The following is a 25766-nucleotide window of genomic DNA, read 5'->3' on the forward strand; positions in this document are numbered from 1 at the left end:
TTTATGTTTAAAACATTAATTGGTAAATTTACTTTCTTATTTTGGCTTGTATTTTTCTCTATCATCATCCCTGTATATATTATTTCATTTTCCTATTTTAAAGAGATACTCATTAAAGAAGAGGGACAAAAGATTACATTCTTATTTCGCGGAATAGAACCTTTGCTTGCTTTTCACATCTCTTTTGAGCAAAAAAATAATGTAAAATTTTTGCTAAATAAAATATTAAAACAGTATGATATTGCTGAAATACGTCTAAAAGATGCAGACGGAAAAATAATATATGAAAAGAAAAAGAAAATATTACCCCAACAGGCTTTTTATTATGAAGGTGTTATAAAAGATCCTTTTAATAATAAAAGCATAGCTTCAATCAAAGCAGAATATTCCAATAAAAATTTGAAAAAACTTTCCGTAAATATACTCTATATGCTGGGTTTGACACTGTTGCTTACTTTGGGAATCTTTTTAATAAGTCTCTTTTTATTGCGGCGTGATTTGCATCTGCTCAACGTCATATCTAAAGCTTTTTTAAAATATTCACATACAAAAGAACCGGTTGATGTGAAAGTTGATAATGCAACGCAGGAAATTCAAATTATTGCCAAAACATCAAATGAAATGATGTACACGATTACAGACTATTTGCATCAATTACAATTATTTAACAAAGAACTCAAGGAGAAGGTACAAGAAGAAGTGGCAAAGCAGCATCAACAGGAAAAGCTTATGCTGCATCAATCAAGACAAGCTGCTATGGGGGAGATGATTGAGTCTATTGCACATCAATGGCGTCAGCCTTTGAATAATATTGGACTGGCTAGCAGTGATTTGCTGATTAAGTATGATCTTGATACATTACATGCACAAGAGTTTCACAAGAGAATGGAAGAGATTTCTCATAATATTCAGTATATGTCTGATACTATTGATGATTTTCGCAATTTTTTAAATCCTTCAAGAAAAAACAGTTATTTTAATCCTGTTCCTTTACTGAAAGACGTTATAAAGATTTTGGATGCACAGTTTAGGAATAATGCAATCTGCTGTAATTTTGATGTGCAAACTAAAGCACTTTTTTATGGTGTTGAAAACGAATTCAAACAGGTCGTGCTCATAATACTGAATAATGCAAAAGATGCCATTAGGAGCAGACAAGAACGGAATGAGCTTAAAGATGGCATGATTTCTATGGTGCTCAAAGGTACAGATAAAGATACTGTTTTAGAAATTTGTGATAATGGCGGAGGCATTCCTCCAAAAATTATAGCAAATATATTTGAGCCTTATTTTACAACAAAATCTAAAATTTCAGGAACAGGAATTGGACTGCATATTGCAAAAAATATTATAGAATCGAGGATGAAAGGTTTGATAATGGCTGAAAATAGAGATGATGGGAGCTGTTTTACCATCAAGTTAAAAAATTATAAAGAGAGTGACGAATGGTAAAAATGGTTTTTTTACTGCTGTATGCAGTTTTTGTTAATGCAAATGCCACATTTGATGATTTTAATTTGACACAGGATCTTCAGGATGTTTCACAAATTGCAACAAAAAGTAAACTTAACATCAGTCAAACACCTTCCGTTGTTTCGGTTTTACATCCAAAAGAGTTAAAAAAACTTGGAATTAGGACTCTGTATGAGGCTCTCTCTACGGTACCCGGTATTGAGCTTTCAATGGGAACAGCCGGAGCAAAGCAGATAAATATGAGGGGAAACAAATCATTTATCCGTGATAAAATCAAACTGATGATTGATGGGGTGGGCATTAACAGCGAGTTGGCAGGAGGGGGATATTTTTACCTTGATATGCCGATAGACCTCATAGAACAGATAGAGATTATTCGCGGACCTGCCTCTGCGTTATATGGTTCTTTGGCACATGTCGGCGTTATCAATGTTATTACGAAAAGTTTACATCCGTCAGCGCATATTCTCTCTTATACCCGTTCTTCTAAAAACTTTCAAAATCTGACATTTTCCCAGTCTGTAAAACAGAACAATATGCATATTGCCCTGGACGGTTACTTTAATAACAATGAAAACAGTCGTATATATAAAAACTATTCTTTAATTACAACACAAAACACGTTTGTCTCTTATGAAAATTACACAGACAAATCATTCGGTTTAAATATAGCGTATAATGCTTTGTCATTTAAATCACGATGGCTTGAACACAATACACAAAACTATTATGGTTACGGGGATTGGCCGATTAGTCATGATCCTAAAAAAATTAAAACAAAATCTTTTTTCAGTGAGCTCGTGTATGCTCCAAAAATAAATAATAATTTGTCTTTTAATCTAAAAGCCGGTCTGAAATTGTACCAGTTTGGCGGTGTTTCTCGCTATATTCCATACTCGATTATGACAACACCCCCCTCTCCCGAGTATGATTTGTTGGGAGAAGGCAACTATAAAGAGCGTACACTCTACAGTGAAGACACCCTTTTATATAAAACACAGTTGAATGAATTTCTACTTGGGATATATATTGCAAAAAGTGATGAAATTACTACCGATTACAGAGTGAATGATCCAACCCTTTCAGAAAATATCAATATAGAAGTAAATAATATTGATAAAGATATTAAAAGAAAACAGTATGCCCTTTATTTTAATGATATTTATCCGTTAATGCCGCATATTACACTCGATGCAGGTGCAAGATATGATTATTACAGCGACAGTGATGCAGGATTTTCTGCCAAGTTGGCATTATTGTATGCGTATGATGAAGTACAAAACTACAAACTGCTTTTTCATCGTTCTTTTCGTGTGCCCTCTTTTTTGGAGCTTTACAGTTCTGCAAGTCCATATTTTGGAAATAAAGATCTTAAATCTGAGACAATTGATACTGTAGAATTAGTGTATCATCGTCAAAACAGTTTTAATAACTGGATAAATATTAATCTGTATTATTCAAATATGTCAAATTTTATAGATAGAAACAACAGCTTTTATTTTTATAATGCTGAAGATATAAGTTCATACGGAGCAGAGTTTGAGATAAAATACTCATTGGATGCAACAATGAATGTGCAGGCAAACTACTCTTTTGTTAATAATACGAAGATGCCTTTTATTTCCAGTCATCTGGCAAATATTATGCTGTTGAAACATTTTACAGCTGATCTTGAGAGCGGAACCCGCATACGCTATGTCGGTGCAAAACAGAGAGAATCTGCCGATACACGGGAGAAAATAAAAGCAAAAGTTTTTGTTGACCAGACTTTTACATACTGGTATAAAATGTTGACATTGACGGCATCTGTGAAAAATATTTTTAATACAACTCCCGTCTACCCTTCAAAGCTTGGAGACGGAGTGACGACAGGGACATATCTTGAAGATTTTCAAAGAGATGGGCGGACATTTTGGTTGAATGTCGAATGGAATCTGCCTTGAAAAAACTCTTACTCTTCTTTGTAGTCGCTTATACAACTCTATTCGGATATCAGTATGATACTGTTATTATAGATATAGAAGCAAAGTTGTTCCCAAAAATTGCATTAATGGAAAAAAGTGTGCAAAAATCCCCTTCAAAGCGTTTGAATATTTGGATTGTTTATAAAAAAATAGACACCAAGATGGCCAAAAAATTTAAATTTAAAATTGAAATGCTCTACAAGATGCCTCTGCTTGGCAAAAAAATAACGGTTGATACTGTTTTAATGAGTCAATATAATAAGATGCAAAATCTTCCGGATGCTCTTATTGTGCTTTCATATGATTCAAAAGAGATGAAAGATATTGCAAAATGGGCGAATGAAAATAAAATAGTCAGTTTTGTGTATGAACCAAAAGATTTGCAATACGGTTTTTTGGGCTCCGTTTATATTGGGCTTTGTGTGAAGCCTTATCTCAACAAGAAAACGATAAAAGAATTTGGATTTGTTTTGACTCCTTATCTATTACAGTTAAGTAAGTTCTGAATTATCTTAAGCATTGTATAATTCTGCTATATATAAATAAGGAAGTATAGTTATGCACTTTTCTGCCCCTCTTAAATCAAATTCAAAAAAAATCATGTTGCTCGGTTCCGGTGAACTTGGTAAAGAAGTCATCATAGAAGCACAGCGCCTGGGACTTGAAACCATAGCCGTTGACAGATACGAAAATGCTCCTGCTCATCAGGTGGCGCATCGTTCCCATGTTGTGAATATGCTTGACAAAGATGCCCTTTTGGAAATCATCTATCGTGAAAAACCTGATTATATTTTACCGGAAATCGAAGCTATCAACATTGATGCGCTTTTTGCGGCAGAAGATCGAGGCTACAATGTTATTCCAAATGCCAATGCAGTCAGCAAAACGATGAACAGAAAAAATATCCGTACCTTTGCGGCAGAGGTTTTGGGACTCAAAACCGGACCATATAAATTTGTTACAACACAAGAAGGTATGCTTGAAGCAGCATGTGAGCTTGGCTTTCCCTGTGTGATTAAACCGGTTATGAGTTCAAGCGGACATGGGCAGAGTATTGCCAAAAGTGAAGCAGATATTCCTGCTTCATGGGAAGCGGCAAAAGAAGCACGCGGAGATGCAAGTGAGCTGATAGTCGAAGCATTTGTAGATTTTGATTATGAGATTACAATGCTTACGGCTCGTAACGGCAAAGAGACAGTTTTTTGTGAACCTATCGGACATGAACAACGCGACGGAGATTATGTCTTTTCATGGCAGCCGATGCAGATGAGCGAGATAGCCAAAGAAAAAGCACAGAAAATGGCAAAAGAGATAACAGACGGACTTGGAGGACAGGGGCTTTTTGGTGTTGAACTTTTTATCAAAGGGGATGAGGTTTATTTTTCTGAAGTCTCCCCGCGTCCGCATGATACGGGAATGGTAACGCTTATAACACAAAGCCAGAGTGAGTTTGCCTTGCATCTGCGTGCTGTGTTGGGACTGCCACTCGGATTTACTTTTTACGGTGAAGGCGCATCTGCCGCATTCAAAAGCGAAAAAGAGAGCTTTGCTCCTGTTGTTGATGTGGATGAGAGCCTCTTTAGTGACAATTCCTATGTCAGAGTATTTGGAAAACCCGAAGCACATAAAGGACGCCGCTTGGCTGTGGCACTTGTTTTTGATAAAGTAGATACCGCACTTGAAAAAGCGCGTGAACTTATAACAAAAATCAGAGACATGTAAATGCAAAGCCGTACAATAGTTTTACTCGATACATTGACCTTTGGCGATACAGACCTGTCCTGTTTTGACAAGTTAGGAAGCGTAACAGCATACAAAACAACATTACCGCAGGAGACACTCAAACGTATAACAGATGCGGAAGTTATAGTAACAAACAAAGTTGTGATAACAAAAGAGCATATGCAGCATGCAAAAAACCTCAAACTGATCTGTGTTGCGGCAACAGGAATGAACAATGTTGACCTTGAGGCTGCAAAAGAGTTTGGCATTGCAGTAAAAAATGTGGCCGGATATTCTACCGACTCTGTTATCCAGCACACATTTTCTATGCTTTTTTATCTCATAGGCCATTCACGCTACTATGATGAAGTTGTCAAAAGCGGTGCCTACTCCAAGAGTGCCCTGTTTACCGATGTAAGTCATCCGTTTTTTGAGATAAAAGGAAAAAAATGGGGCATCATCGGTTTGGGTGAAATAGGCAGAGGTGTTGCTAATATTGCCAAATGTTTCGGTGCGGATGTCTGTTACTACTCGACAAGCGGGGTAAATCGCAGTCAAGATTTTCAAAGAGCAGACCTTGGCGAGCTTTTAAAGAGTTGCGATATTATTACTGTGCACGCACCGCTTAACGAAAAAACAAAAAACCTTTTAGACTATGAAAAGCTCTTTACATGTAAAGAGGGTGCAGTGGTACTGAACCTCGGGCGTGGCGGAATCATTAACGAGTCGGCAGTTGCCAGACTTGTGGATGAAAAAAACATCTCTTTCGGGCTGGATGTGTTTGAAAAAGAGCCCTTGCCGCAAGAGAGTCCCCTGTTACATGTAAAGAACAAAGAGAGGCTCTATATGACACCGCATATTGCCTGGACATCGGTTGAAGCCAGAGAAAAGCTCATTCAGAGTGTATGTGAGAATATACAATGATTACAGATGTATTGATTATAGGAGCAGGCGGGGCAGGACTTACAGCGGCTCTTGCTGCCAAGGATGCCGGTGCAAGTGTACGTGTACTTACAAAAGAGTACCCGACAAGAAGTCAGACCTGTATGGCACAGGGCGGGATGAATGCTGCACTAGGAAATGTGAGTCCGGACTCTGTAGAAGAGCATATTCAAAACACGCTGAAATCTGCACACGGACAGGCAGACGAAGAAGCTGTGCGTTACATGTGCAGTGAAGCACCGAATGCCATACAGTGGCTTGATGAAATCGGTGTCTGTTTTTCCCGTACAGCTGATGGAAAAATTGCCCAAAGAAAGCTTGGAGGGGCATCCGCTCCAAGGGCCTGCTATGCACAGGATTATACAGGATTAAAAATACTGCATACACTTTATGAGCGTTGTTTGAAAGAAGATATTGAAATACATAATGAACGCTATTTGCTTGATTTGCTCACAAAAGAAGACGGGAGTATCTGTGGTGCATTAATTTTGAATATAAGAAGCGGAGAATTGGAACATCACTTTGCAAAAAGTGTTGTTTTGGCATCAGGAGGGTACTCACGCATATATGACAAATACTCTACAAACTCAACAGCTTCTACAGGAGACGGTATCGCGGCAGCTGCTAGAATCGGTGCAAAACTTTTGGGTATGGAGTTCGTACAGTTTCATCCGACAGGATTGAAAAATTCTTCTATCCTTATCAGTGAAAGTGCCAGAGGAGAAGGCGGGTATCTGCTTAATTCCAGGGGAGAGCGTTTTATAAACGAACTTGCACCAAGAGATGAAGTAAGTCGTGCAATCAATGAACAAATCTTAGCAGGTGAAGAGGTCTATTTGGATATTCGGCATCTAGGAGAAGAGTTTATAGACGAGAATCTGCCACAGGAGAGAAAACTGGCGCTTTTGTATGAAAAGGTGGACCCTGTAAAAGATCTGATTCCCATCAAAGCAGTTGCACACTATACCATGGGCGGAATAGAAGTTGATAACAAATCGCAAACAAGCGTAAGCGGTTTGTTTGCCTGTGGTGAGTGTGCAAACCACAAAGTACATGGCGCAAACCGTTTGGGTGGCAACTCTTTGCTTGAGATTATAGTTTTTGGTCGTGAAGCCGGTAAAAGTGCAGCGCATTATACTTTTTGCGATGATAAAAGCAAAAATGAGCATACATGTAAAAAAGAGACAAATTTTCTTGATAAGCTCAAAAGCTTTAGCAATGAAATTGATTTTTATGAAAAACGTTCGTATGTAGGGGAACTTTTTTATAAAAAAGTGGGCATTATAAGAAAAGAGAGTGCACTGCTCCAAGCACGAAAAGAGATACAACTCTTAAAAGAACAACTGCCCCTTATGGGTGTCAAAGACACCGGCAAAGTTTATAATACCAATCTTGTAGAGTTCATAGAATTTAGAAATATGCTTGATGTCTGTGAAGCGGTAGTGCGTGCTGCGTTAGAGCGAAAAGAGAGCTGTGGCGCTCATTTTGTACAAGAGGAGCAATAGATGAAAGTAAGCATAAAAAGAGCATCAGGCTTTGTGATGTATGAAGTAGATTTAAACGATGCTACGCTTTTAGAAGTGTTAAACAGTATAAAAACAGAGCAGGACAGTTCTTTGGCATACAGCAGCGGATGCAGAAGCAGTGTCTGCGGCAGCTGTTCGATGCGTGTAAATGAAAAAGAGGTGCTTGCCTGTGCCTATAAAGTGCAAGACGGGGATGTGATAGAACCGCTCAAAAATGTAGCAGTTATACGTGATTTGGTTGTCAATATGGACAAAGCCCTTGAGACGAACAAACGTGCCAAAACATGGCTGCAGACATATAACAAAGCAGCAAAGCTCACGCATGAAGATGAAAAAACAAATGCTTTGCAGAGTGACTGTATCTTATGCGGTTCGTGTTATTCTGCCTGTCCGGTTTACAGTGTAAATGAAGAGTTTTTAGGACCTTTCGCGTTGACAGGTGTCTGGAAATATGTCAGTGACAAACGCGAGGCAGAGCCCAAAGAGAAGATAGACACCGTGCAGACAAACGGTGTCTGGGATTGTACTTTGTGCAATGAATGTACTTTAGTCTGCCCTCAGGGAATATCTTCAAAAGCAGACATAGAAAAACTTCGCATGAAGTCTACAATGGCAGGGTACAGTGACCCGAGTTTTGCGCAAAATTTTGGTGGAGGACTTTCATTTTAACAAAAAATAATTTTCTTGATTGTTTTACGCAAATAAGATATAATAATAAAAATTCAGAAAAAATTAATGGAAGTAGATATGTTTAGCTGTATACAGGAAAAACAAAGAATTAAAAATGAAAATTTTACTGTTCTTATTGTTGAAGATTCAAGAGTCATTAACAATACATTAACAGCAAGATTAAAAGAACAGGGTTTTCGCTGTTTGCAGAGTTATGATTTGGCAAAGGCACGAGAGATTTTGCAAGAAAATGAAATTTCTCTTGTTATTCTTGATTTGCATCTTCCCGATGGAGAAGGTGAAGATTTAATTGATGAGATTAAAGAAGCCAACAAAGAGACTAAAATTGTTATATTTACTTCAGAAAATGATCTTTTGCGAAGAGACGAGTTGTTCAGACTCGGGATACTGGACTATCTGCTCAAAGGAAAAAATGCAAATTTAACAGTCAAAGAGATTTTGTCCATTATAGAAAGTATGCAAATAAATCCAAATTATACACTGCTGATAGTCGATGACTCCCGTGTTATCAGAAGAATGATGAAAAATATTTTATCTTCTTGCGGGTATACGATTCTTGAGGCACACAATGGTACAGAAGCGATTCAAAAAGTCGCACAGTCCAAGATTGATTTAATGCTGTTGGATATGCAGATGCCGGATATGAGCGGGTTAGAGGCTTTGAAGCAAATCAAAGAAGATGAAAAAAATTTCCATTTACCGGTGTTTATGATTTCGAGTACCCTAGATATAGAAGTGATGCGAGATGCGTATAAAGCGGGGGTGCTGGATTATTTCAAAAAACCGTTTTCTCCTGAAGAGCTCAAATTAAAAGTAGAGCAGGTTATTCGTCAAAAACAGATTGAAACTGAACTGCAATGCAGCATGAGAGTCAGTACACTTTGCAAAAGTTATTTAAATGAGTTTTATGCGACGGCAATCTTTTATACAGATACAAAACTGAAATATGCAAACGAAAAATTTAAAAATGAGTTTGGAGAGTTTTCTTTAAATATGGCACAGGCTTTTGAAAAGTTTGACGCAAAATTTATTGAAGATATCATTATAACGATGAAAAATTATCAGACATACAGCAAACAGGTGACAGATAAGCAAGGCCAGCACTATCTTGTGAAGGTATTCCCGATACAAAGGGATGAATATTTAATCTCTTTTGAAAAAGTAAACTGTAGTTAATCATCCTGAAATTTGGCATAGATGGTTTTTATTTCATCTATGTTTTGGATAAAATATTCGACAATCTGTGGGTCAAAATGCTCTCCCTTTTCGGTGATTAACAGCTGTAAGGCTTTGTCAAAGTCCCATGCTTTTTTATACGGCCGGTTTGATGTCAGTGCATCAAATACATCAGCAACAGCTACAATTCGGGCATATAAAGGAATCTCTTTGCCACTGAGTCCTTTTGGATACCCTTTGCCGTTGTATTTTTCATGATGTGACTGGGCTATGACTGCTCCTGCCTTGAGAAAAATATTCTCTTTACCTTGCAATATTTTCGCACCAATTATGGAGTGCTCTTTCATTTTTTCAAATTCATCTTTTGTCAGTTTTTCCGGTTTGAGTAAAATGGCGTCATTAATGCCGATTTTTCCTATGTCATGCAGAGGAGCGGCATAGTAAATAATTTTTTGTTCTTCTTCAGAGAGTCCGGCTGCTTTTGCCAAAAGTTTAGAATAGTGAGAGACTCTGCTGATATGGCTTGCTGTTTCGGGATCTTTGTACTCTGCTGCTTTTGAGAGTACCTCAAGGGCTTCATATTCGCTCTTTTGCAATGCGGCTGTTGCTTTTTCTACCTTTGTTGTTAAAAGTTCATTGAAATGCTGTGTGATATTGAGAGAATTTTTCAGTTTCAAAATATTATTTAAACGCAGTTTAAAAACAAGTGGAGAGATAGGTTTTGTCAAAAAGTCTGTTACACCGCTTTCAAGGGCACGGTGCATCATTTCATTGTCATTGTTGGCTGTGATCATAATGCTCACCAGGTCAGGGTAGAGTGCTTTTGTCTGCTTGAGAAGTTCTATCCCGTCCATTTCAGGCATATTGAAGTCGGTAATGAGTGCATCAACAGTGTTTGATTGCATATAGCTTAATGCTTCGTGAGCATTTTCAAAAGTCTTGATATGCTCGTAGCCTTCTGCATTTACAATACTTTCGAGTAAAAGCAGATTAACTATTTCGTCATCGACTATGACAATATGTAGTTTATGTTGCATCTTTTAAACCATCCTCCAGTAGATTTGTATAGGTGTTGAGTGTTTTAATTTTGTCATTATAGCTAATTGAAATATTATTGGCTATATCTTTTTCTATCTCTCCCATCATATCAGCTATTTCATCCAGGGCAAGTGTTGCTGAGGAACCTTTGAGTTTGTGAGCCAGGTGCAGTATGGTTTGTGTATCATTTGTTTCAAATGCAGTTTCAAGTTCTTCAAGTGCGCTGCGAAAGTTTTTTGTAAAAGCACTCAGAAGTTTTATGATGATGGCATCATCGAGCTCCAAGCGTTCTTTTATCTCTTTGAGCAGAGCATTAAAATTAAAGTCACCGGGTTTGTCATCTGTGTGAATACTCTGTGCGGGAGCATATCTTGTGATGACTCTTTGGAGTTCCTTGATTTGGATAGGTTTGGCTATATAGTCATCCATTCCTGCAGCGAGAAAGCGCTCTTTGTCTCCGTCAAGTGCATTGGCTGTGAGCGCTATTATGGGAATATGATGCTTTAGTTTTTGTCGTATTTTCTTTGTTGCATCGATACCGTTCATTTTCGGCATATTGACATCCATAAATATCATATCATACGGGGAAGCCGTTGCTTTTTGAACAGCTTCTTCTCCGTCATTTGCAAATTCATAACTGATGTTTGGATGTTTGTTCAGAAGAGATTCTATAAGCATGCGGTTAATGTCATAATCTTCGGCAACAAGAATTTTTAATGTCTGTGTTATAGTCTGTTCGTTTTCTTTGTGCATTGCAGCATGATTTTGCATTTTGGAGAGAAGAAAATTATATAAATTCGAACTAAAAGATTCATCAAAAGTCAAATCAACACAATCAAGATGCTCATTATTGCATGTATCGCTGATACAGATGATTTGTTCCCGCGGGAGAAGATCTCTTGCCTGCATACCAACAGTGGTATCCAGGGTTAATAAAATAGTGTTTTGAGAAAGTTTCTTTGTAAAATCATCCTCTTTGGGCAAACGTGTATAGTTCAGATGAAAAGAGTCTAATGTTTGGGCTATCTTTTGTATAACAAATTCATGATTGTCTTCTATGAGTATCAGTTCATAGTCTGCTAAAAGCTTCTTCAATGTAGGCATGCCTGTACACTTTTTAAATTCCAAATCAAAGAAAAATGTTGTGCCTTTTCCTTCTTGCGACTCTACTTCCAGTTTGCCTCCAAAGAGTTTTACCAAATCTGCACTAATGGTGAGACCGAGTCCTGTGCCGCCGAATTTACGTGTGGTAGAGTCATCGGCTTGAGAAAAAGGTTTAAATATAGTTTGCAGTTTTTCTTTTGGTATGCCTATACCTGTATCATGAACACTAAAACGGATAGTTTGAAAATCGTTATTTGTTTTTATAACCTCCGTCTGAAAGAGAACCTCTCCATTTTCAGGAGTGAATTTAATGGCATTTGAGAGAAGGTTTGTAATGATTTGGCGCAGTCTTGTCGGATCACTGATAATGCACTCAAACATTTTTGTATCAAACTTATGCAGATAGAGCAATGATTTTTTTTCTGCCAATGATTTAAGAAGTTCATAAGTTGTATTGAACTCAACATAAGGATTTATTTCTATATGTTCAAGTGTTATTTTATTGTTGGCAATTTTTGAAGAGTCAAGAATATCATTAATAATGTTTAAAAGTGTCTGGGTTGAACTGTTGATGATATCTACATATTTTTTTTGTGTATCTGAGAGCTGGGTGTTTTGCAAAAGTTCCCCAAAGCCCAAAATTCCGTTCATCGGTGTTCGTATCTCATGGCTCATATTTGCCAAAAACATTGCCTGTGCCGCTTCTGCCCGTTGTGCTTTTTCTTTTGCCTGTTCGAGTTCGGTAATGTCATTGAAGGTATGGATGACATAGATGGTTTCATCATCATAAACAACCTGGCGGGATCGTACATGATAAATCCGTTCCTGGTTGTTTGCATCAAGCATCAATGCCAGATGAATTTTATGAGGCTCTTTTAAAACCGGGTCATACCAGACCTTCGGTCTTTTTTCTTTTTTCAGATAGCCCTCTTTTTCTATAAAAAGATCACAGATACACTCATGCCAGCTTGTAAAATCTTCTAAAGTTTTATATCCGAAGCGCCTGTAAAATGCTTGATTGACTTTGTCTATTTTATTGTTTTTTGTGACAATGACTATGTTTTCTTCATTGTCAAGGAGCATATTTGTAAATTTGAGTTGATTTTCATAGGCTTTTTTACTCTCGATAACATCTGTTATATCTTCGCGGATAGCCAAATACTCTATGATAGTATGGTTTTGATCAAAAATTGGAAAGATATGTGTTTTTATATAGTAGAGAGAGCCGTCCTTTTTGCGGTTTGAAAGTGTTCCGTGCCAGATATTGCCTTTTTGTATGGTTTGCCATAAATCTTTAAATACATCTGCTTCAATCAGAGGACTGCGTACTATATTATGCGATTTTCCCAGCAGTTCACTTTTTTTGTAGCCGCTGATTTTTTCAAACTGTTCATTGACATAGGTGATTTTTCCCTGTAAGTCAGTTTTTGAAATAATGACAACACTGTTGATGGCTTCTAAAAATTCGTTAAGTTTGAATTTTGTTGCATCAAACTCTTTTTGTTGGAGTTGAAGGTTTTTGGAGACATAGTCGATGAGGTGCAGGGTGGCACTCTCTGTCAATTTACCTGTTTGCACAGGTGCGTCTGTTTGTTTTGGTGCTTCTTTTTTTATATGTTGTGTATTTTTTTCATTAAGAAACAGCAGAGTATTTGTAATATTGAGCAGATTTGCCTGTTGCGTGTCTGTATAAAATTCGCCATAGGTAAAAAAGCCTGCTGTAGGGGCAAGTTGTGCTATGCGGGAGAATGCTTTTTCCAACTCAAAGGACAAAAACTGCTTGCGTGCGGCGCAGGAGTAGATAAAGGCAGCCTGAATTTCTTTGTTTTCTTCTTTGAGTATTTCTTCAGGGTGATGTGCATTCACCTGTGTGGCACTTCCCAAACCGAAACTGACTTTGTCTCCTTCTTCAAAAAGTCCTGCATAGAGGATACTTTCATCTTCGAGAATACTCACCATTGCACGCGCAACCAAAACACCGTTCTTTTGCTTTAACAGAGGAAATTCGACTGCCGAGGCGGGAAGATTTGTCACAACGTCTTCGCCTAAAACTTCTGCATAGAGTGTTTTTACGGGTTTGTTGTCTATTTCATAAACTCTGTTGCCCTCTGCTTTTGTCACTGTAAAAGTCGGACCGACAGCTCTCCAGCCCAGGTTGTAATCACTTGTGACTTCAAGATCTTCTCCTCTGAGCGCAACTCCAACAGCACCTTTTTTGTAAATTTTGTTTTGATAAATGACAAAAGTATCATCAAAGCTAAAAAGGTCTGCAGACATACCGCCGGCTACAAGAACGCCTGTTTTATTGCAGGAGTTAAAGCCGTTAAGATACTCTTCTCCAATGTGTGATAATCCATCTACAAACGAGATGACACATTTTGTCTCCTCCTGCAAGAGAGCATTGGCAACTTTGACACCAAGCCGATGGGAATTTTCATCATCCATGTATAATGTATGGAGGGTTGTATTTTCAAAAACAGAGATACTTAAAACAACACTTCTCTCAAGCATTTTTTCTTCAAGAATCTCTCCCGCACTTGAACAGCCGATGAGTTTTGCATGAGGCAGGATTGCACAGACATCATTTGCAATGCGTTCTATCTCTTCTTTATTTTGTAAAGAGGTGAACATTTGGATTAAAATTTTGTCATCAAAAAGAGGCACATCGTTTACATGTAAATACTTGATGAACTCTTTTTTTGATGTGTAGTTATAGTTTAGTTGTTTCATAAAGGATACTGTATAATCTTTTTTTATTTATTCTAGCAAATTTAAACTTTATCTGACATTTACCCTTTTCATAGGCGGTTTGTAGTGCGGGTCTTTGCCCTCTACCGTCCATAACTCTTTTGCCAAAGCACTTACACTCTTTTTAAAGTCATTTTCTATAAGTATTACATCTGAAAAACTTTCAAAAAGCAATTTTTCTTCTTCTTTACATGTAAGTATATTATTTTGTTTTGGAAGTGTGAGTGCTGTTTTGTTTTTGAGATTGTACAGATGCCAAAGACTTAAGAAATCTTCGGAATATTTATTCAAAAGATGATGTGCATAAAGCTGAAAATTTTTATGTCCACTTTTTTCAAAAAGATTTACAATCAGTGTTATTGTCTCTTTTAGGTGCACAAAAGGCACCATGGAAAAGAGCTGTCTTGCCACACTTTTTCCGCTGTCGTGTTCGGCACCTATAAAAACTCTTGCGCCTCCGTCGGTATCTCCGAAGTTGTTGGTTTTCAAGCCTATGAGCCCGATGTCGGTATGGCGATGGCGTCCACACCCTTTGGCACAGCCTGAAAACCCGACTTTTATTTTATGTTCGTAGATTTTTTCCAGGGGCAGGTATTTGGCACTTTCATCCTTAATGCTCCAAACTGCGTAGGGACAAAGATTGCCGGCACAGGATACTACTGTAGAGCTGAGCGCGGGCGAATCAAAAGGCGCTGTTTTTTCGTTTATGCCGACAATATAGATGTTTTGGTCAATCCCCAAACGAATATGGGCATCGTGTTTGTTCGCATAGTCGCTGATTTGGCGCATCTCTTTTGGCGAGAGACGGGCGAAGTCTGTTTGATAACAAAAGGCATATTTGTTGTTGTTTAAAAGTTCAAATTCATTAAATTCGCCATGAAAAAGCTGCAGTTTGCCGGCAGCATTGAATTTTTTTCCATAGACATCTTCGATAAGTGCTTTGAGTCTGTCCAGCCCCAACTCTTCTATCATGTAAAAGAGTCTGGTTTTAGAACGTGAAAAGCGTGAGCCGTGCGTATAAAATGTCTCTACAAAAGCCGTAAAAAAATCAAAAACTTCCTCATAAAGCAAAAATACATCTGCATCCTGTGCTATTTCCGTATTTTTGCCGCCCATATAGACATTAAAACCGTAAGTGTTTTCTTTTTTGGCAAGTGCAAAGTAGAGGTCATTTGCAAAAAAGGAGTTGACATTTGCCTCGTTACCCGAGATACCGATACTGACACGGCGGGGCAGCATGCCGACATATTTCGGGTTTTTGATGATGTAGTCCTGCATCTGTTGTATCAGCGGATAGACTTCAATTTTTGCGTGTTTGTTGACGCCGTCATAGACATCAGTGACTATATTTCTGATGTTGTCGCCAAAACTTTGCCAGGTAATGAGTCCGTTTTCATTCAAGAGTCTAAAAAGTTCATGGACATCGTCGGCTTCGACATCATGGAGTTGAAAGCCTGCACGTGCCGTGACTACAAGGGTCAAATCATATTTGTTGACAATATCTGCCAAAAAATTAAACTGTTGTGTACTGATTCTGCCTCCGGCTACGCGAATACGAATGGTGAATTCATCTTCCAAAAAATCGGTATTGAAAATGCCAAAATCTTGAAGATAGTACCTGTCACCTTCACCCAGACTCTCAAAATCAATGGTATCGAACTCTTTGACAAAATAGTCATAGGGTTTGAGTCTGGCTTTGTAGCGTTCACGTTTGTTGAGTTTTTTTTCTAACTCTTCTTGCATATAAGTACCTAGATGTAAAATAATTAGAGTGATAATAGCTATTTTTTCTTTACATGGAGATGATATAAGTCAATTTTAGTTAGATTTATACTGTTTGGAATCGGTACTTTAGTGCCGACCTTGTGCTTTCAAGCCGTAAAGCCCGCACTGAAGTACGAGTTCCTAAGAGGAGGTTTATATTTCTTCGGAATCGGTACTTCAGTGCCGACCTTGCATTTTTAAAACTAAATTTTTTTCTGTAGTACCGACTGTTATTGATAACAAACAAACTATGTTATAATTAAAACAAAAAAAGGATAACACCTATGGCAAAAGAACACTCATTTGATATAACGGCAAAAATAGATATGCAGAATTTGAAAAATGCTATTAACCTGGTAGACAGAGAAGTCTCCAATCGTTATGATTTCAAGGGAACACCGTATGAAGTGAATCTGAAAGAGAAAGACAAAGTACTGGTACTTGTTGCTTCGAGTGATAACAAACTGGATGCACTCAAAGACATTGTTATAGCAAAACTGCTAAAACAGGGGCTTTCCTCAAAAGTGCTGGATGAACTTCGTGTGGAAGATGCCAGTGGAGGCACACGCAAGGCGACTTTTAAAATTGTGGATTATATAGAATCCAAAGAGGCGAAAAAAATTACTGCAGAAATTAAAAAGATGAAACTCAAAGTCAACGCCCAGATAGAAGGGGATTCTATCCGTGTAAAAGGTGCAAAGCTTGATGATCTGCAAAAGGTGATGAAAATGGTGCGTGAAGGCGAGTGGGAAGCTCCTTTGGTTTTTGAAAACATGCGTTAGCAGGGGAAAAAAGATGAAAAAGATGAGCATAAATGATGCGGCTGAGTATTTTGGTGTTTCAAAAGAGGCTATACACAACCGGGTCCGACGGGGTTCTTTGCAAAGTGTTGTAGAGAACGGTGTCAAAATGGTGCTGCTGGATGAGACACAGGCAAAAACAGGGCGAAAAACTGTGCAGCCAAGACGCACCACACTCAGCAATGACAGATATTACAAACTTCTTGAAGAACAAAATCAAAAACTGCAGTCGCGTGTGGATACTCTGGAGAATGAAACGCGGAGCCTTAGAGACCAAAAAGAGCAGATGCTTATAGCCGAGCGTGAAAAAATAGAAAGAATCTATAAAGAAAAAGATGAACAGCTCAAAAATATTCTCAGCAGTATTTCGTCACAGTTTATGCTCAATGCTCCGCAAGAAGCAGTAGCCGAGGAGGAGATGCTTGAGGCAGTAATAGAATCCGAGGTTGCCCAAGAGAGCAAGGTTGTCTCTTTAAACAGGCATCTTAAAAAACGTGGTTTTTCAGCAAAAAAAATTAAAAAAATCAAAGCAAGATTTAAAAAGAGTGCAAAAAAAGATGAAAGAATTATTATTGTAGGGAAAAAATATTACATAGATACAAAAAAATATGACTATAGTGATATAATTGGCTAATCTTTTTTAAGGGTGGTATATGCATATAATTATTGCGGGTGCCGGAAAGGTTGGTTTTAACCTTGCCAAAACACTGAGTGTGGGACACAACGTTACTGTCATTGATAAAAATTCACAGGCTTTGGACAGGATACAGGAGAGTCTGGATATTTTACCGCTTCAGGGGGATGTCGAAGACATACACACATATAAGCGTTTTATCGGTCAGGAAATCGACCTGTTTATAGCAGTGACAAATATTGACAATGTAAATCTTATTGCTGCAATGACAGTAGATGCGGCTTTACATGTAAAGAGAAAGTTTGTACGGGTGCAAAAATATTTTTTTCAAGAGCAGGTTATCCAAAAGAGACTTGCTGTTGAAAAAGTTATTTTCCCTTTAAAGCTTACCTCGGGGGCCGTTTCTTCACTTCTTTTGTACCCAAAAGCAAATAATGTAAAATTTTTTAAATACACACCCTGCAAACTTATTTCTGTTATGGTTTCAAGCAAAACACTTCCGCAAAGCATCAGTTCTGAGCATTTTAAAATAGTCGGCATTGAACGCAAGAAGGATTTTTGCATTCCTGATGCAGATGTGGAAATTCTTCCCAATGATCTTGTCTATTTTTTTGGTGATGAAAATGAAATCAAGCAGGTGTGCCAGAAATTGGATGTGGACAACACTCTGGATATTCAAAGATGTGTTGTATTTGGCGGTGGTGAACTCGGGATTGCCATTTCGCAGGAACTTCTAAAAGCAGACAAAGAGGTCAAACTGGTAGAAAAAGATTTAAAACTTTGTGAAACAGCGGACGAAGAGCTCAAAGGCAGGGTCTCCATCATTAACTATAAATACGGTTCGCATGATATTTTTGAAGATGAAGGACTGGAGAGTGCCGATATTTTTATAGCAGCGACCAACAATGATGAGTATAACATCATAAAATGTCTCGAAGCAAAAGAGAGCGGCATAAAAAAAGTGGTTGCGATTAACAATGAAATGGAATATTACAACCTGATGCACTCTTTGGGGATAGTCGTTGTCAGAGGTCCAAAAATGAGTGCCTACAATGCAATCATGGAAGAGATCAGTTCTACAGGTGTTGTTATTCAAAAAAGTTACTGCGGGGCAAAGGCAGTGGTTTTTATGCGTAAAGTTTTTCCCGCCTCGAGGCTTATTGACAAAGTGATAAAACCTTTACATGTAAAAGAATCCAGCCTCTTTTATATAAGAGAAAATGTGATACGGAGTCTCAGTGAAAAAGTGAGACTGCAGGAAAATGATTTGATTGTAGCCTTTTGTGCAGTAAAAACAAGTGCAAAAGTAAAAGAATGGATTTATGAACTATAAAAATGTGCTGAAGATTCTCTCTCTTATAGGCATTACTGTTTCTGCACTTTTTTTGTTTGATGTCTTGATAGGCGTTATATACAAAGAAGCGTATGGAAAATTTTTGCTTTATGACGGGGTGTTTTTTTTGATCAATCTTGGCGTATGGCTGTGGCTGAGAAAGCATGAACTGGATTTGAAAATAAAAGAGAGTATCCTGGTGGTTAATCTGCTCTGGGTGTTGCTTGGCGTTGCCGGAGCCATACCGCTGTTTCTTTATACAAATGTGTCTCTTGCCTCTTCGTTTTTTGAAGCCGTCAGCGGATTTACAACAACGGGAGCAACAGTTTACAGCGATATAGAAGCTCTGCCCCATTTGATACTTTTTCACAGAAGTCTGATGCACTGGCTTGGAGGGCTTGGCGTTATTGTCTTGGGCGTTGGGCTTTTGTCAGTCATCAATCCTACGGGAAGCCTCTCTCTTTTTAAAGCCGAATCAACAGGAATTTCTCTTGAAAAACTGACACCAAAAATAAAAGATACCGCCTTGCGTCTGTGGATAGTATATGCCTTGCTGACACTGGTTGACATGCTGCTTTTGAAGTTTTTCGGTATGAGTTGGTTTGATGCGCTCAACCATGCCTTTTCGACAGTTTCCACGGGAGGGTTCTCTACAAAAAATGATTCTCTGGGCTCTTTTGGCAATGACGGCATTATTTGGACAACGACAATTTTTATGATGCTGGCAGGGATAAATTTTTTAGCCCATTTAAAGCTTTATTTCAGGGATGTCAGCGGGTACAAAACAGAAGAGGTCAGATGGTATTTTACAGTTTTTTTACTGCTGAGTCTTGCTTTGAGTCTTGTACATGTAGATATCAGCGGAGATTCTTTTTATGATGCCCTCAAACACTCATCTTTTACGATTGCTTCTGTCATGACAACAACAGGATTTGCAACTATAGATTACGGCTCCTGGTCGCATTTGGCTATAGCAATTATATTTTTGGGGCTTTTGATGGGGGGCAATGCCGGTTCAACGGCAGGCGGCATTAAAATCATCCGCCATGTAATTATTTTTAAAACACTCTCTGCGGAGCTTAAAAGAATACTGCATCCAAATATGATTATTTCTGTTTTTATCGACGGGCTCAAGCAAAAAGAGCGGATTTTGTCTTCAACGTTTGGTTTTTTTACGCTTTTTATGATTACTGTAGCCATAGTAACCGTCTATATTTATGCCCGGGGGTATGATGCGATGACTGCAGTTTCGGGTGCATTTGCCATAGTGGGCAATATCGGTCCAGGATTCTCTATGGTAGGCCCTGCAGACAACTTTTCTTTTTTCTCTGATTTTGACAAAATCTTTCTCTCCGTGGCTATGATTATAGGCAGATTGGAGTGTTATACTGTTTTTGTCCTGCTCAGCAGTTCTTTTTGGAAAAAGTTCTAATACAATCTTAATAAAAAGTGTTATAATCTTTTTAAAGACTTTAAAGTAGAAAATGAGATGATACAAAATCATATAACAGAACAGACAGCTATTTTTTTCAGTGTTACAAAATGGGTTTTTCTTTCATCAATTATCGGCATAATGATTGGTGCAACAGTTACAGGCTTTTTAAAAATTTTAGCCTATAGTGAAACAAGCCGTTCTTTTTTACCGTTTGAATACTACTATACGCTTCCTTTTGCCCTTGTTCTGACTGTATGGCTGGTGAAAACCTTTGCCCCGAGTGCAGAAGGGCACGGAACGGAAAAAGTTATTTCCGCAATTCATAAAGATAACGGGAAAATAGATGTTTCGGTCATTCCCGTAAAAACACTTGCGACCGTTTTAAGTATTTTTGCAGGTGCTTCTGTCGGAAAAGAGGGCCCTGGCGCGCAGATCGGGGCAGGTGTTGCCTCTTTTATTTCTACGCTTTTGAAGTTTCACAAACAAGACAGAAAAAAGCTTGTTGTATGCGGGATCAGTGCCGGTTTTGCCACAGTTTTCGGTACCCCGATAGCCGGAGCAATCTTCGGTGTTGAGGTGTTAATTATCGGTGTGATTATGTATGATGTGCTTCTGCCGTCTTTTATTGCAGGTTTTGCCGCTTTTACAACAGCCCAGTTTCTGGGGATAGAGTATACCTATTATGACCTGCATTTTTTTCAGGATATCTCTTTGGATATCTGGCTGATAGCCAAAGTGGTCATTGCCGGACTCTTTTTCGGTTTTGTCTCTGATATAGTGATAACAACAATCTCCTACAGCCATACATATGTAAAAAGCATCAAAATAAATACATACATCAAAGCTTTTGTGGGCGGTATTTTGATAGTCGCACTGACCTTGGTCTTCGGTGAGCAGTATATAGGTTTGGGAATGAGTACAATTGCAGATGCTCTCAATCCCCATACCGCTGCATCTCAGGACATTCACTGGTATACATTTCTTTTAAAAACAGTATTTACTTCTCTTTCTCTTGCCGCAGGAGGAAGCGGGGGTGTCATTACGCCGATCTTTTACATCGGGGCAACAAGCGGGCATTTTTTTGGCTCCATCATCTCTCCCGAACATATTACGCTTTTTGCAGCCCTCGGCTTTGTAAGTGTTGTTTCGGCCACCACAAATACACCTATTGCCTCAACGATTATGGCAGTAGAACTCTTCGGGATAGATATCGCACACTATGCAGCACTTGCAGCAGTTATAAGCTTCTTGATTTCAGGGCACAGAAGTATCTTCTCTTCACAGATTCTGGCCATGAGAAAATCCGAAATGCTGAGTGTAAAAATAGGTGAAGAGGTAGAAAATATAAGTATTTCGCTGGAAAAACACGAGATAGATAAAATAGAAAAATTTCGAAGAAGACTTCATAAAAAAAACAAAAAGAAGTAAGCATTTCTTTGGAACGCGGACTTCAGTCCGGGCTGAGAGCGGCAAAACTATTGCAACAGCCGGCACTGCAGAAAAAAACTTAGTTTTTTTCACAAGTCATGCTTCAGCATAGAAAGTACCGGTTCCGAGAAAGCATTATAAATCAGTGAGTTTCAGACGCAGGCCTTTGATGTGAGAAACAGGGTAGGCGAAGGTAAGCCCTCTGCCGTTTCCTGTGATGTCGAGTTTTGTTATTATTTCTCTTATAATTTTGTCAACATTTTTTGTCTGGGTGATAAACATCAGGTTTGCATCAGTCGCGCCCGCATGGAGTCTGTCATAAAAATTTTCCATATGTTCAAGCCCCATACCGTGTGCACTCATGATAGTTACCCCTCTTGCACCCGCATCTCTTGCTGCAATAATTGCCTCTTCCTGTTTGTCTTTTGGAACGATTACATGTACTGCAGAAAAGCTCATATGCGGAGAGTGGTGTAGTGCGTCTGCACCGTCCACTCTTATAGTTGAGAGTTCCATATTCTGTACATCTTCGAGTGCATGTCGCAACTCTTCCATATGGATTTCTTCTTTTTCCCGCTCTCCTTTAACGCCCATTTTTTCTGTAATAATACCATAGAGCATAACGGTAAGCATTGGAAACAAAGAAGCAAAGGCAATGAGCCCGAAACCGTCTATGAGCGGGTCTCTGCCGTCTATGTTTGTTGCCAGTCCAAGTCCAAGAGCAGCAACAAGAGGAACTGTAACGGTTGAGGTTGTGACTCCGCCGCTGTCATAGGCTATGGGAATAATGTATTTTGGTGCCAAGAAGGTGAGAATGATGACAAAAATATATCCGCTTATGATGTAGTAGACTATTTCACCGCCGGTAACGATTCTGTAGGCTCCGAGTGCAATTCCTATAGCAACGCCCAGCGCTACAAAAAGACGAAGAACAAAGTCATTGATTTTACCGTCACTGACCTCTTTTGCTTTTCTAGCGATTGCTGTAAGCGCCGGTTCTGCCATGGTGGTTGAAAAACCGATAAAAAAACCAAAAGAGTAGATGATAAGGTTGTTGTCATAACGGGTAAGCTCAAATGCCATAGTCTCACCGACAGAAAAAAGTCCCATCTCCAAACCGACTATAAAGGCATCAAGCCCCAGAATAACCAGCCCGAAACCTATCATCACGTTCTTGAGATTTTCTATGGGTTTTTTTAGAATGATGTACTGAAAAAAGAGAATAATCACCAAAATAGGCAGGACATCTGTGATGACACCCAGCAGTCCTTTTAAGATTGTCATGGCGCTAAAGTCCAGGTTGACTGTCTCAATCTCTTTGATAACAGCAGGAACAACAGTTGCAGAGGCATCTATGAACTGGTACACAACGATACCGTAAAACTGTACAAATATCATAGGTGTGAGCGAAGCAAAGGCGATGAGACCAAAGCCGTCAAGTACAGGATTGCGCCCTTTAATGGTAGAAGCCAGTCCTATACCAAGGGCGGCAACAAGCGGAACGGTGACAGTGGATGTGGTAACTCCGCCCAAATCATAGGCAAGGCCCACTATCTCCTGGGGAGCAAAAGCCGTTGCGCTGACAACCAGGATATACCCTGCAATAATGTAGTAGTGGATAGGATGCCCTTTAATGATGCGCCATACCCCTAAAACAATGGCAAAACCGACAGAAAAGGCAACAACAGTTCTTAGCACTGTAGCGTCAATCCGTCCTGCACTGATACTTGCAGCCTTGTCTGCGATGACGATAAGCGCAGGTTCGGCAATGGTGGTTCCAAAACCTATCATGAAGCCGAAAATCAAAATCCAAAAGGTTGAGCCTTTGTGGGCAAATTCACTCGCAAGCCCTTCTCCTACAGGAAAAATCCCGACTTCAAGACCAAGTAAAAATACGGCAAGCCCCACACCGACGATGCCTAAACCTATGGCCGTACTCAGCCAGTTTGGCGGGACACTCTGGATGATGGCAAGCTGGAAAAACATAATCACAAGTATGATTGGCAAAAGGTCACGGAATGACTCTTTTAGAAGTTGCAAAAAAGTTGAAATGCTCAGCACGTTATATCTCCCCTCATTAATTTTTCGGAACCCGTACTTTAGTACGGGCTTTGTGTTTTGAAGACTAAAAGACGAAGCTAAAGCATCGCTTCCGGAAATTATTTTATGCAATAATATCGAAAAATATTATAAAACTGCTATAATTTTAAAATGAAAACATTATTTATAGGCGGCATTAAGAGTGGAAAATCCCGTAGTGCCGAAAATTACATTAAACAACTCTCAGACAAAAAACCTGTCTATCTTGCAACAACAGAATTTATAGATGATGAAATGCAAGAACGTATAGCACAGCACCAGCAGCAACGCAAGAGTGATTTCATCACAGTCGAAGAGGCGATAAATCTCAGAGAAAAAATAGCTTTACAGGAGGGTGCGGTACTTGTTGAATGTGTAAGTATGTGGATCAATAATATGCTCTATCGTGAAAAAAGTTATACGGAAATGGAAGCGGAATTGGCGAATGTTATAGCATTAAAACAAGACATTGTGTTTGTTATGAATGATGTGAGTTGTGGCATTATCCCTGAGAATAAACTTGCCCGTCAGTTTGTGGATATCAGCGGAAAGCTCTCCCAAATGCTTGCACAAAAATGTGATGAGGTCTATCATGTTGTGGCCGGAATCAGTACACAGATAAAATGAGCAAACTCTTCAAAGGTTTTACTCTGGCTGTTTCAATGCTCAGCATTCTTCCTTTTTTTAAAGTGCATGATTTTTATAAAGGCATAAACGGCTATGCGGTGATGTTTTATCCGTTTGTCGGTTTTTTGCTCGGTTTGCTTTTGTATGGTACTTTTTTGTTGCTTACTCTTTTTTTTCCGCCTTTACATGGTAGCCTCATTGTCTTTTCCTTGTGGGTTTTAGTGACAGGTGCCTTGCATCTTGATGGTTTCGCAGACACTGTAGACGGCTTGTTTGTTCCCAAAGAAAAAGCTTTACATGTAATGAAAGACCCCTATAACGGCGGGATGGGTATGATTTTTACGGTAGTGTTTTTATTGCTCAAGGCATCTTCTGTAGCGGCTTTGGATGCGATGTATCTTTTACCTGTCGTGCTTATGCTTTCACGTTTTACGGCAGTTGCTGCAATCTGTCTCTATCCATATCTCTCTGCAAACGGAATGGGTGCCTTGGCAAAAAAAGAGTTTTCGCAAAAACAGTTTTTGATAAGTGTGGTATATGTTACAGCAATCAGCATACTCTTTCACAGTTTTGTTTTGCTGTTTGTTGCTTTGTTGGTGCTGTTTGTATGCAAACATTTTTTTATGAAGCGATACGGCGGGTTTACGGGTGATATTTACGGTTTTTGCATAGAAGTGACAGAACTTGTACTGTTAAATGTTCTTATAGTCGGTTTGGTATGAAAATAACACTTATCCGCCATAGTGAAGTGCAAAAGGCATATATCGGCAAATATAACGGACATAATGACATAGGCCTTTCAAAAAAAGGGCATGAGGATGCCAAAAAGCTGGCAAAAGCTTTTACATGTAAAGCATTTGATTTGGTCTACTGTTCAGATCTCAGACGGGCAAAAGAGACAATACAACCCTTCTCTCAGGCAAAAAAAGCAGTATATACATCAAAATTGCGGGAAAAATCATGGGGAAGACATGAAGGACTCGGATATGAAGAGATTAGGGCGCAAGGCATAGAATATGAAAACTTTGCACAGTGGATAAAAGCCCTTGACGGCGAGCCTTATGGAGTTTATATACAAAGAATAAAAGAATTTTTCTTTGAAACAGTGTTGCAACAAAAAGCTGAAAATATTTTGGTTGTAACACATGCAGGCGTTATTAGAACTTTTATGGCAGTTGTGCAAAATCTGTCACTCGAAGATGCTTTTGGCATTGCGCTTCCTTATGCGTCATATACTGTTTATGATACAAAATTACAAACTTTTAGCACTATTAAAACTTAGC

Annotated in this window: 20 protein-coding genes; 16 read left to right on the forward strand and 4 right to left on the reverse strand. The window is 38.8% G+C overall.

Going from position 1 to position 25766, the window contains the following annotated elements; genetic code table 11:
• Positions 1-3 precede the first annotated feature (3 nt).
• The 8 genes from MNY28_RS04885 to MNY28_RS04920 all read left to right on the forward strand — a co-directional run bounded on the left by MNY28_RS04885 (position 4) and on the right by MNY28_RS04920 (position 9493).
• Positions 4-1452: a HAMP domain-containing sensor histidine kinase gene (locus MNY28_RS04885; protein WP_346389080.1), complete on the forward strand. Its 1449-nt coding sequence runs from the start codon at positions 4-6 to the stop codon at positions 1450-1452.
• On the forward strand, positions 1446-3416 hold the full coding sequence (locus tag MNY28_RS04890) for a TonB-dependent receptor (protein WP_346389081.1): 1971 nt from the start codon (positions 1446-1448) through the stop codon (positions 3414-3416). The genes MNY28_RS04885 and MNY28_RS04890 overlap by 7 nt, the downstream gene beginning before the upstream one ends.
• On the forward strand, positions 3413-3943 hold the full coding sequence (locus tag MNY28_RS04895) for a hypothetical protein (RefSeq protein ID WP_346389082.1): 531 nt from the start codon (positions 3413-3415) through the stop codon (positions 3941-3943). Before MNY28_RS04890 ends, MNY28_RS04895 begins: the two co-directional genes overlap by 4 nt.
• Before the next feature lie 52 nt (positions 3944-3995).
• Entirely contained in the window at positions 3996-5159 is a 1164-nt protein-coding gene (purT, locus tag MNY28_RS04900; RefSeq protein WP_346389083.1) for a formate-dependent phosphoribosylglycinamide formyltransferase, read from the forward strand.
• The gene (locus MNY28_RS04905; RefSeq protein ID WP_346389084.1) at positions 5160-6083 is read left to right on the forward strand and encodes a D-2-hydroxyacid dehydrogenase; all 924 of its coding nucleotides are present in this window, start codon (positions 5160-5162) and stop codon (positions 6081-6083) included. It abuts the gene before it with no gap.
• Positions 6080-7606 carry an FAD-binding protein gene (locus MNY28_RS04910; protein WP_346389085.1) on the forward strand — a complete coding sequence of 509 codons (1527 nt, stop codon included), beginning with the start codon at positions 6080-6082 and terminating at the stop codon, positions 7604-7606. The genes MNY28_RS04905 and MNY28_RS04910 overlap by 4 nt, the downstream gene beginning before the upstream one ends.
• Complete coding sequence (locus tag MNY28_RS04915; protein WP_346389086.1) at positions 7607-8296, forward strand: 2Fe-2S iron-sulfur cluster-binding protein; 690 nt, start codon at positions 7607-7609, stop codon at positions 8294-8296. It begins immediately after the preceding gene.
• A gap of 78 nt (positions 8297-8374) precedes the next feature.
• A complete protein-coding gene (locus MNY28_RS04920; RefSeq protein ID WP_346389087.1) occupies positions 8375-9493 on the forward strand; it encodes a response regulator in 1119 nt (372 codons plus the stop codon).
• Here the strand turns inward: MNY28_RS04920 and MNY28_RS04925 are convergent.
• Genes MNY28_RS04925 through MNY28_RS04935 form a run of 3 tightly spaced genes read right to left on the reverse strand, consistent with a single transcriptional unit; the run spans position 9490 to position 16126 of the window.
• Positions 9490-10530, reverse strand: a complete 1041-nt coding sequence (locus tag MNY28_RS04925) for an HD domain-containing phosphohydrolase (protein ID WP_346389088.1) — start codon at positions 10528-10530, stop codon at positions 9490-9492. The genes MNY28_RS04920 and MNY28_RS04925 overlap by 4 nt on opposite strands.
• Entirely contained in the window at positions 10520-14365 is a 3846-nt protein-coding gene (locus MNY28_RS04930; RefSeq protein WP_346389089.1) for an FIST N-terminal domain-containing protein, read from the reverse strand. Before MNY28_RS04930 ends, MNY28_RS04925 begins: the two co-directional genes overlap by 11 nt.
• 48 nt (positions 14366-14413) lie before the next feature.
• Complete coding sequence (locus MNY28_RS04935) at positions 14414-16126, reverse strand: nitrite/sulfite reductase (protein WP_346389090.1); 1713 nt, start codon at positions 16124-16126, stop codon at positions 14414-14416.
• A 305-nt stretch (positions 16127-16431) separates the two neighbouring features.
• Here MNY28_RS04935 and MNY28_RS04940 point away from each other — a divergent pair, with 305 nt between their 5' ends.
• The 5 genes from MNY28_RS04940 to MNY28_RS04960 are packed head-to-tail and all read left to right on the forward strand — an operon-like array spanning position 16432 to position 21777.
• On the forward strand, positions 16432-16929 hold the full coding sequence (locus tag MNY28_RS04940; protein WP_151901420.1) for a YajQ family cyclic di-GMP-binding protein: 498 nt from the start codon (positions 16432-16434) through the stop codon (positions 16927-16929).
• A 13-nt stretch (positions 16930-16942) separates the two neighbouring features.
• Positions 16943-17581 carry a DNA-binding protein gene (locus MNY28_RS04945; protein WP_151901419.1) on the forward strand — a complete coding sequence of 213 codons (639 nt, stop codon included), beginning with the start codon at positions 16943-16945 and terminating at the stop codon, positions 17579-17581.
• Between the two features lie 19 nt (positions 17582-17600).
• The gene (locus tag MNY28_RS04950) at positions 17601-18914 is read left to right on the forward strand and encodes an NAD-binding protein (protein WP_151901418.1); all 1314 of its coding nucleotides are present in this window, start codon (positions 17601-17603) and stop codon (positions 18912-18914) included.
• Positions 18904-20346, forward strand: a complete 1443-nt coding sequence (locus MNY28_RS04955) for a TrkH family potassium uptake protein (RefSeq protein ID WP_346389091.1) — start codon at positions 18904-18906, stop codon at positions 20344-20346. Before MNY28_RS04950 ends, MNY28_RS04955 begins: the two co-directional genes overlap by 11 nt.
• A 57-nt stretch (positions 20347-20403) precedes the next feature.
• Entirely contained in the window at positions 20404-21777 is a 1374-nt protein-coding gene (locus MNY28_RS04960) for a chloride channel protein (protein ID WP_188109999.1), read from the forward strand.
• A 135-nt stretch (positions 21778-21912) separates the two neighbouring features.
• Here the strand turns inward: MNY28_RS04960 and MNY28_RS04965 are convergent, their stop codons facing one another.
• On the reverse strand, positions 21913-23838 hold the full coding sequence (locus MNY28_RS04965) for a DUF1538 domain-containing protein (protein ID WP_346389092.1): 1926 nt from the start codon (positions 23836-23838) through the stop codon (positions 21913-21915).
• A gap of 150 nt (positions 23839-23988) precedes the next feature.
• Between MNY28_RS04965 and cobU the strand changes: the two genes are divergently transcribed.
• From cobU to MNY28_RS04980, 3 genes are read left to right on the forward strand one after another with little or no spacing between them, the layout of a single operon-like run.
• Complete coding sequence (cobU, locus tag MNY28_RS04970; protein WP_346389093.1) at positions 23989-24483, forward strand: bifunctional adenosylcobinamide kinase/adenosylcobinamide-phosphate guanylyltransferase; 495 nt, start codon at positions 23989-23991, stop codon at positions 24481-24483.
• On the forward strand, positions 24480-25205 hold the full coding sequence (cobS, locus tag MNY28_RS04975) for an adenosylcobinamide-GDP ribazoletransferase (protein WP_151901414.1): 726 nt from the start codon (positions 24480-24482) through the stop codon (positions 25203-25205). The genes cobU and cobS overlap by 4 nt, the downstream gene beginning before the upstream one ends.
• Positions 25202-25765: a histidine phosphatase family protein gene (locus MNY28_RS04980; RefSeq protein ID WP_151901413.1), complete on the forward strand. Its 564-nt coding sequence runs from the start codon at positions 25202-25204 to the stop codon at positions 25763-25765. The genes cobS and MNY28_RS04980 overlap by 4 nt, the downstream gene beginning before the upstream one ends.
• Position 25766 lies beyond the last annotated feature (1 nt).

Source organism: Sulfurimonas sp. NWX367 (assembly GCF_039667065.1).
GTDB lineage: Bacteria > Campylobacterota > Campylobacteria > Campylobacterales > Sulfurimonadaceae > Sulfurimonas > Sulfurimonas hydrogeniphila.

What these genes read in the sequence shown, in the direction of transcription:
- MNY28_RS04885 (WP_346389080.1), top strand. Translation starts at nt 4, where the DNA reads ATGTTTAAAACATTAATTGGTAAATTTACTTTCTTATTTTGGCTTGTA.
- MNY28_RS04890 (WP_346389081.1), top strand. Translation starts at nt 1,446, where the DNA reads ATGGTAAAAATGGTTTTTTTACTGCTGTATGCAGTTTTTGTTAATGCA.
- purT (WP_346389083.1), top strand. Translation starts at nt 3,996, where the DNA reads ATGCACTTTTCTGCCCCTCTTAAATCAAATTCAAAAAAAATCATGTTG.
- MNY28_RS04905 (WP_346389084.1), top strand. Translation starts at nt 5,160, where the DNA reads ATGCAAAGCCGTACAATAGTTTTACTCGATACATTGACCTTTGGCGAT.
- MNY28_RS04910 (WP_346389085.1), top strand. Translation starts at nt 6,080, where the DNA reads ATGATTACAGATGTATTGATTATAGGAGCAGGCGGGGCAGGACTTACA.
- MNY28_RS04915 (WP_346389086.1), top strand. Translation starts at nt 7,607, where the DNA reads ATGAAAGTAAGCATAAAAAGAGCATCAGGCTTTGTGATGTATGAAGTA.
- MNY28_RS04920 (WP_346389087.1), top strand. Translation starts at nt 8,375, where the DNA reads ATGTTTAGCTGTATACAGGAAAAACAAAGAATTAAAAATGAAAATTTT.
- MNY28_RS04925 (WP_346389088.1), bottom strand. Translation starts at nt 10,530, where the DNA reads ATGCAACATAAACTACATATTGTCATAGTCGATGACGAAATAGTTAAT.
- MNY28_RS04930 (WP_346389089.1), bottom strand. Translation starts at nt 14,365, where the DNA reads ATGAAACAACTAAACTATAACTACACATCAAAAAAAGAGTTCATCAAG.
- MNY28_RS04935 (WP_346389090.1), bottom strand. Translation starts at nt 16,126, where the DNA reads ATGCAAGAAGAGTTAGAAAAAAAACTCAACAAACGTGAACGCTACAAA.
- MNY28_RS04940 (WP_151901420.1), top strand. Translation starts at nt 16,432, where the DNA reads ATGGCAAAAGAACACTCATTTGATATAACGGCAAAAATAGATATGCAG.
- MNY28_RS04945 (WP_151901419.1), top strand. Translation starts at nt 16,943, where the DNA reads ATGAAAAAGATGAGCATAAATGATGCGGCTGAGTATTTTGGTGTTTCA.
- MNY28_RS04950 (WP_151901418.1), top strand. Translation starts at nt 17,601, where the DNA reads ATGCATATAATTATTGCGGGTGCCGGAAAGGTTGGTTTTAACCTTGCC.
- MNY28_RS04955 (WP_346389091.1), top strand. Translation starts at nt 18,904, where the DNA reads ATGAACTATAAAAATGTGCTGAAGATTCTCTCTCTTATAGGCATTACT.
- MNY28_RS04960 (WP_188109999.1), top strand. Translation starts at nt 20,404, where the DNA reads ATGATACAAAATCATATAACAGAACAGACAGCTATTTTTTTCAGTGTT.
- cobU (WP_346389093.1), top strand. Translation starts at nt 23,989, where the DNA reads ATGAAAACATTATTTATAGGCGGCATTAAGAGTGGAAAATCCCGTAGT.
- cobS (WP_151901414.1), top strand. Translation starts at nt 24,480, where the DNA reads ATGAGCAAACTCTTCAAAGGTTTTACTCTGGCTGTTTCAATGCTCAGC.
- MNY28_RS04980 (WP_151901413.1), top strand. Translation starts at nt 25,202, where the DNA reads ATGAAAATAACACTTATCCGCCATAGTGAAGTGCAAAAGGCATATATC.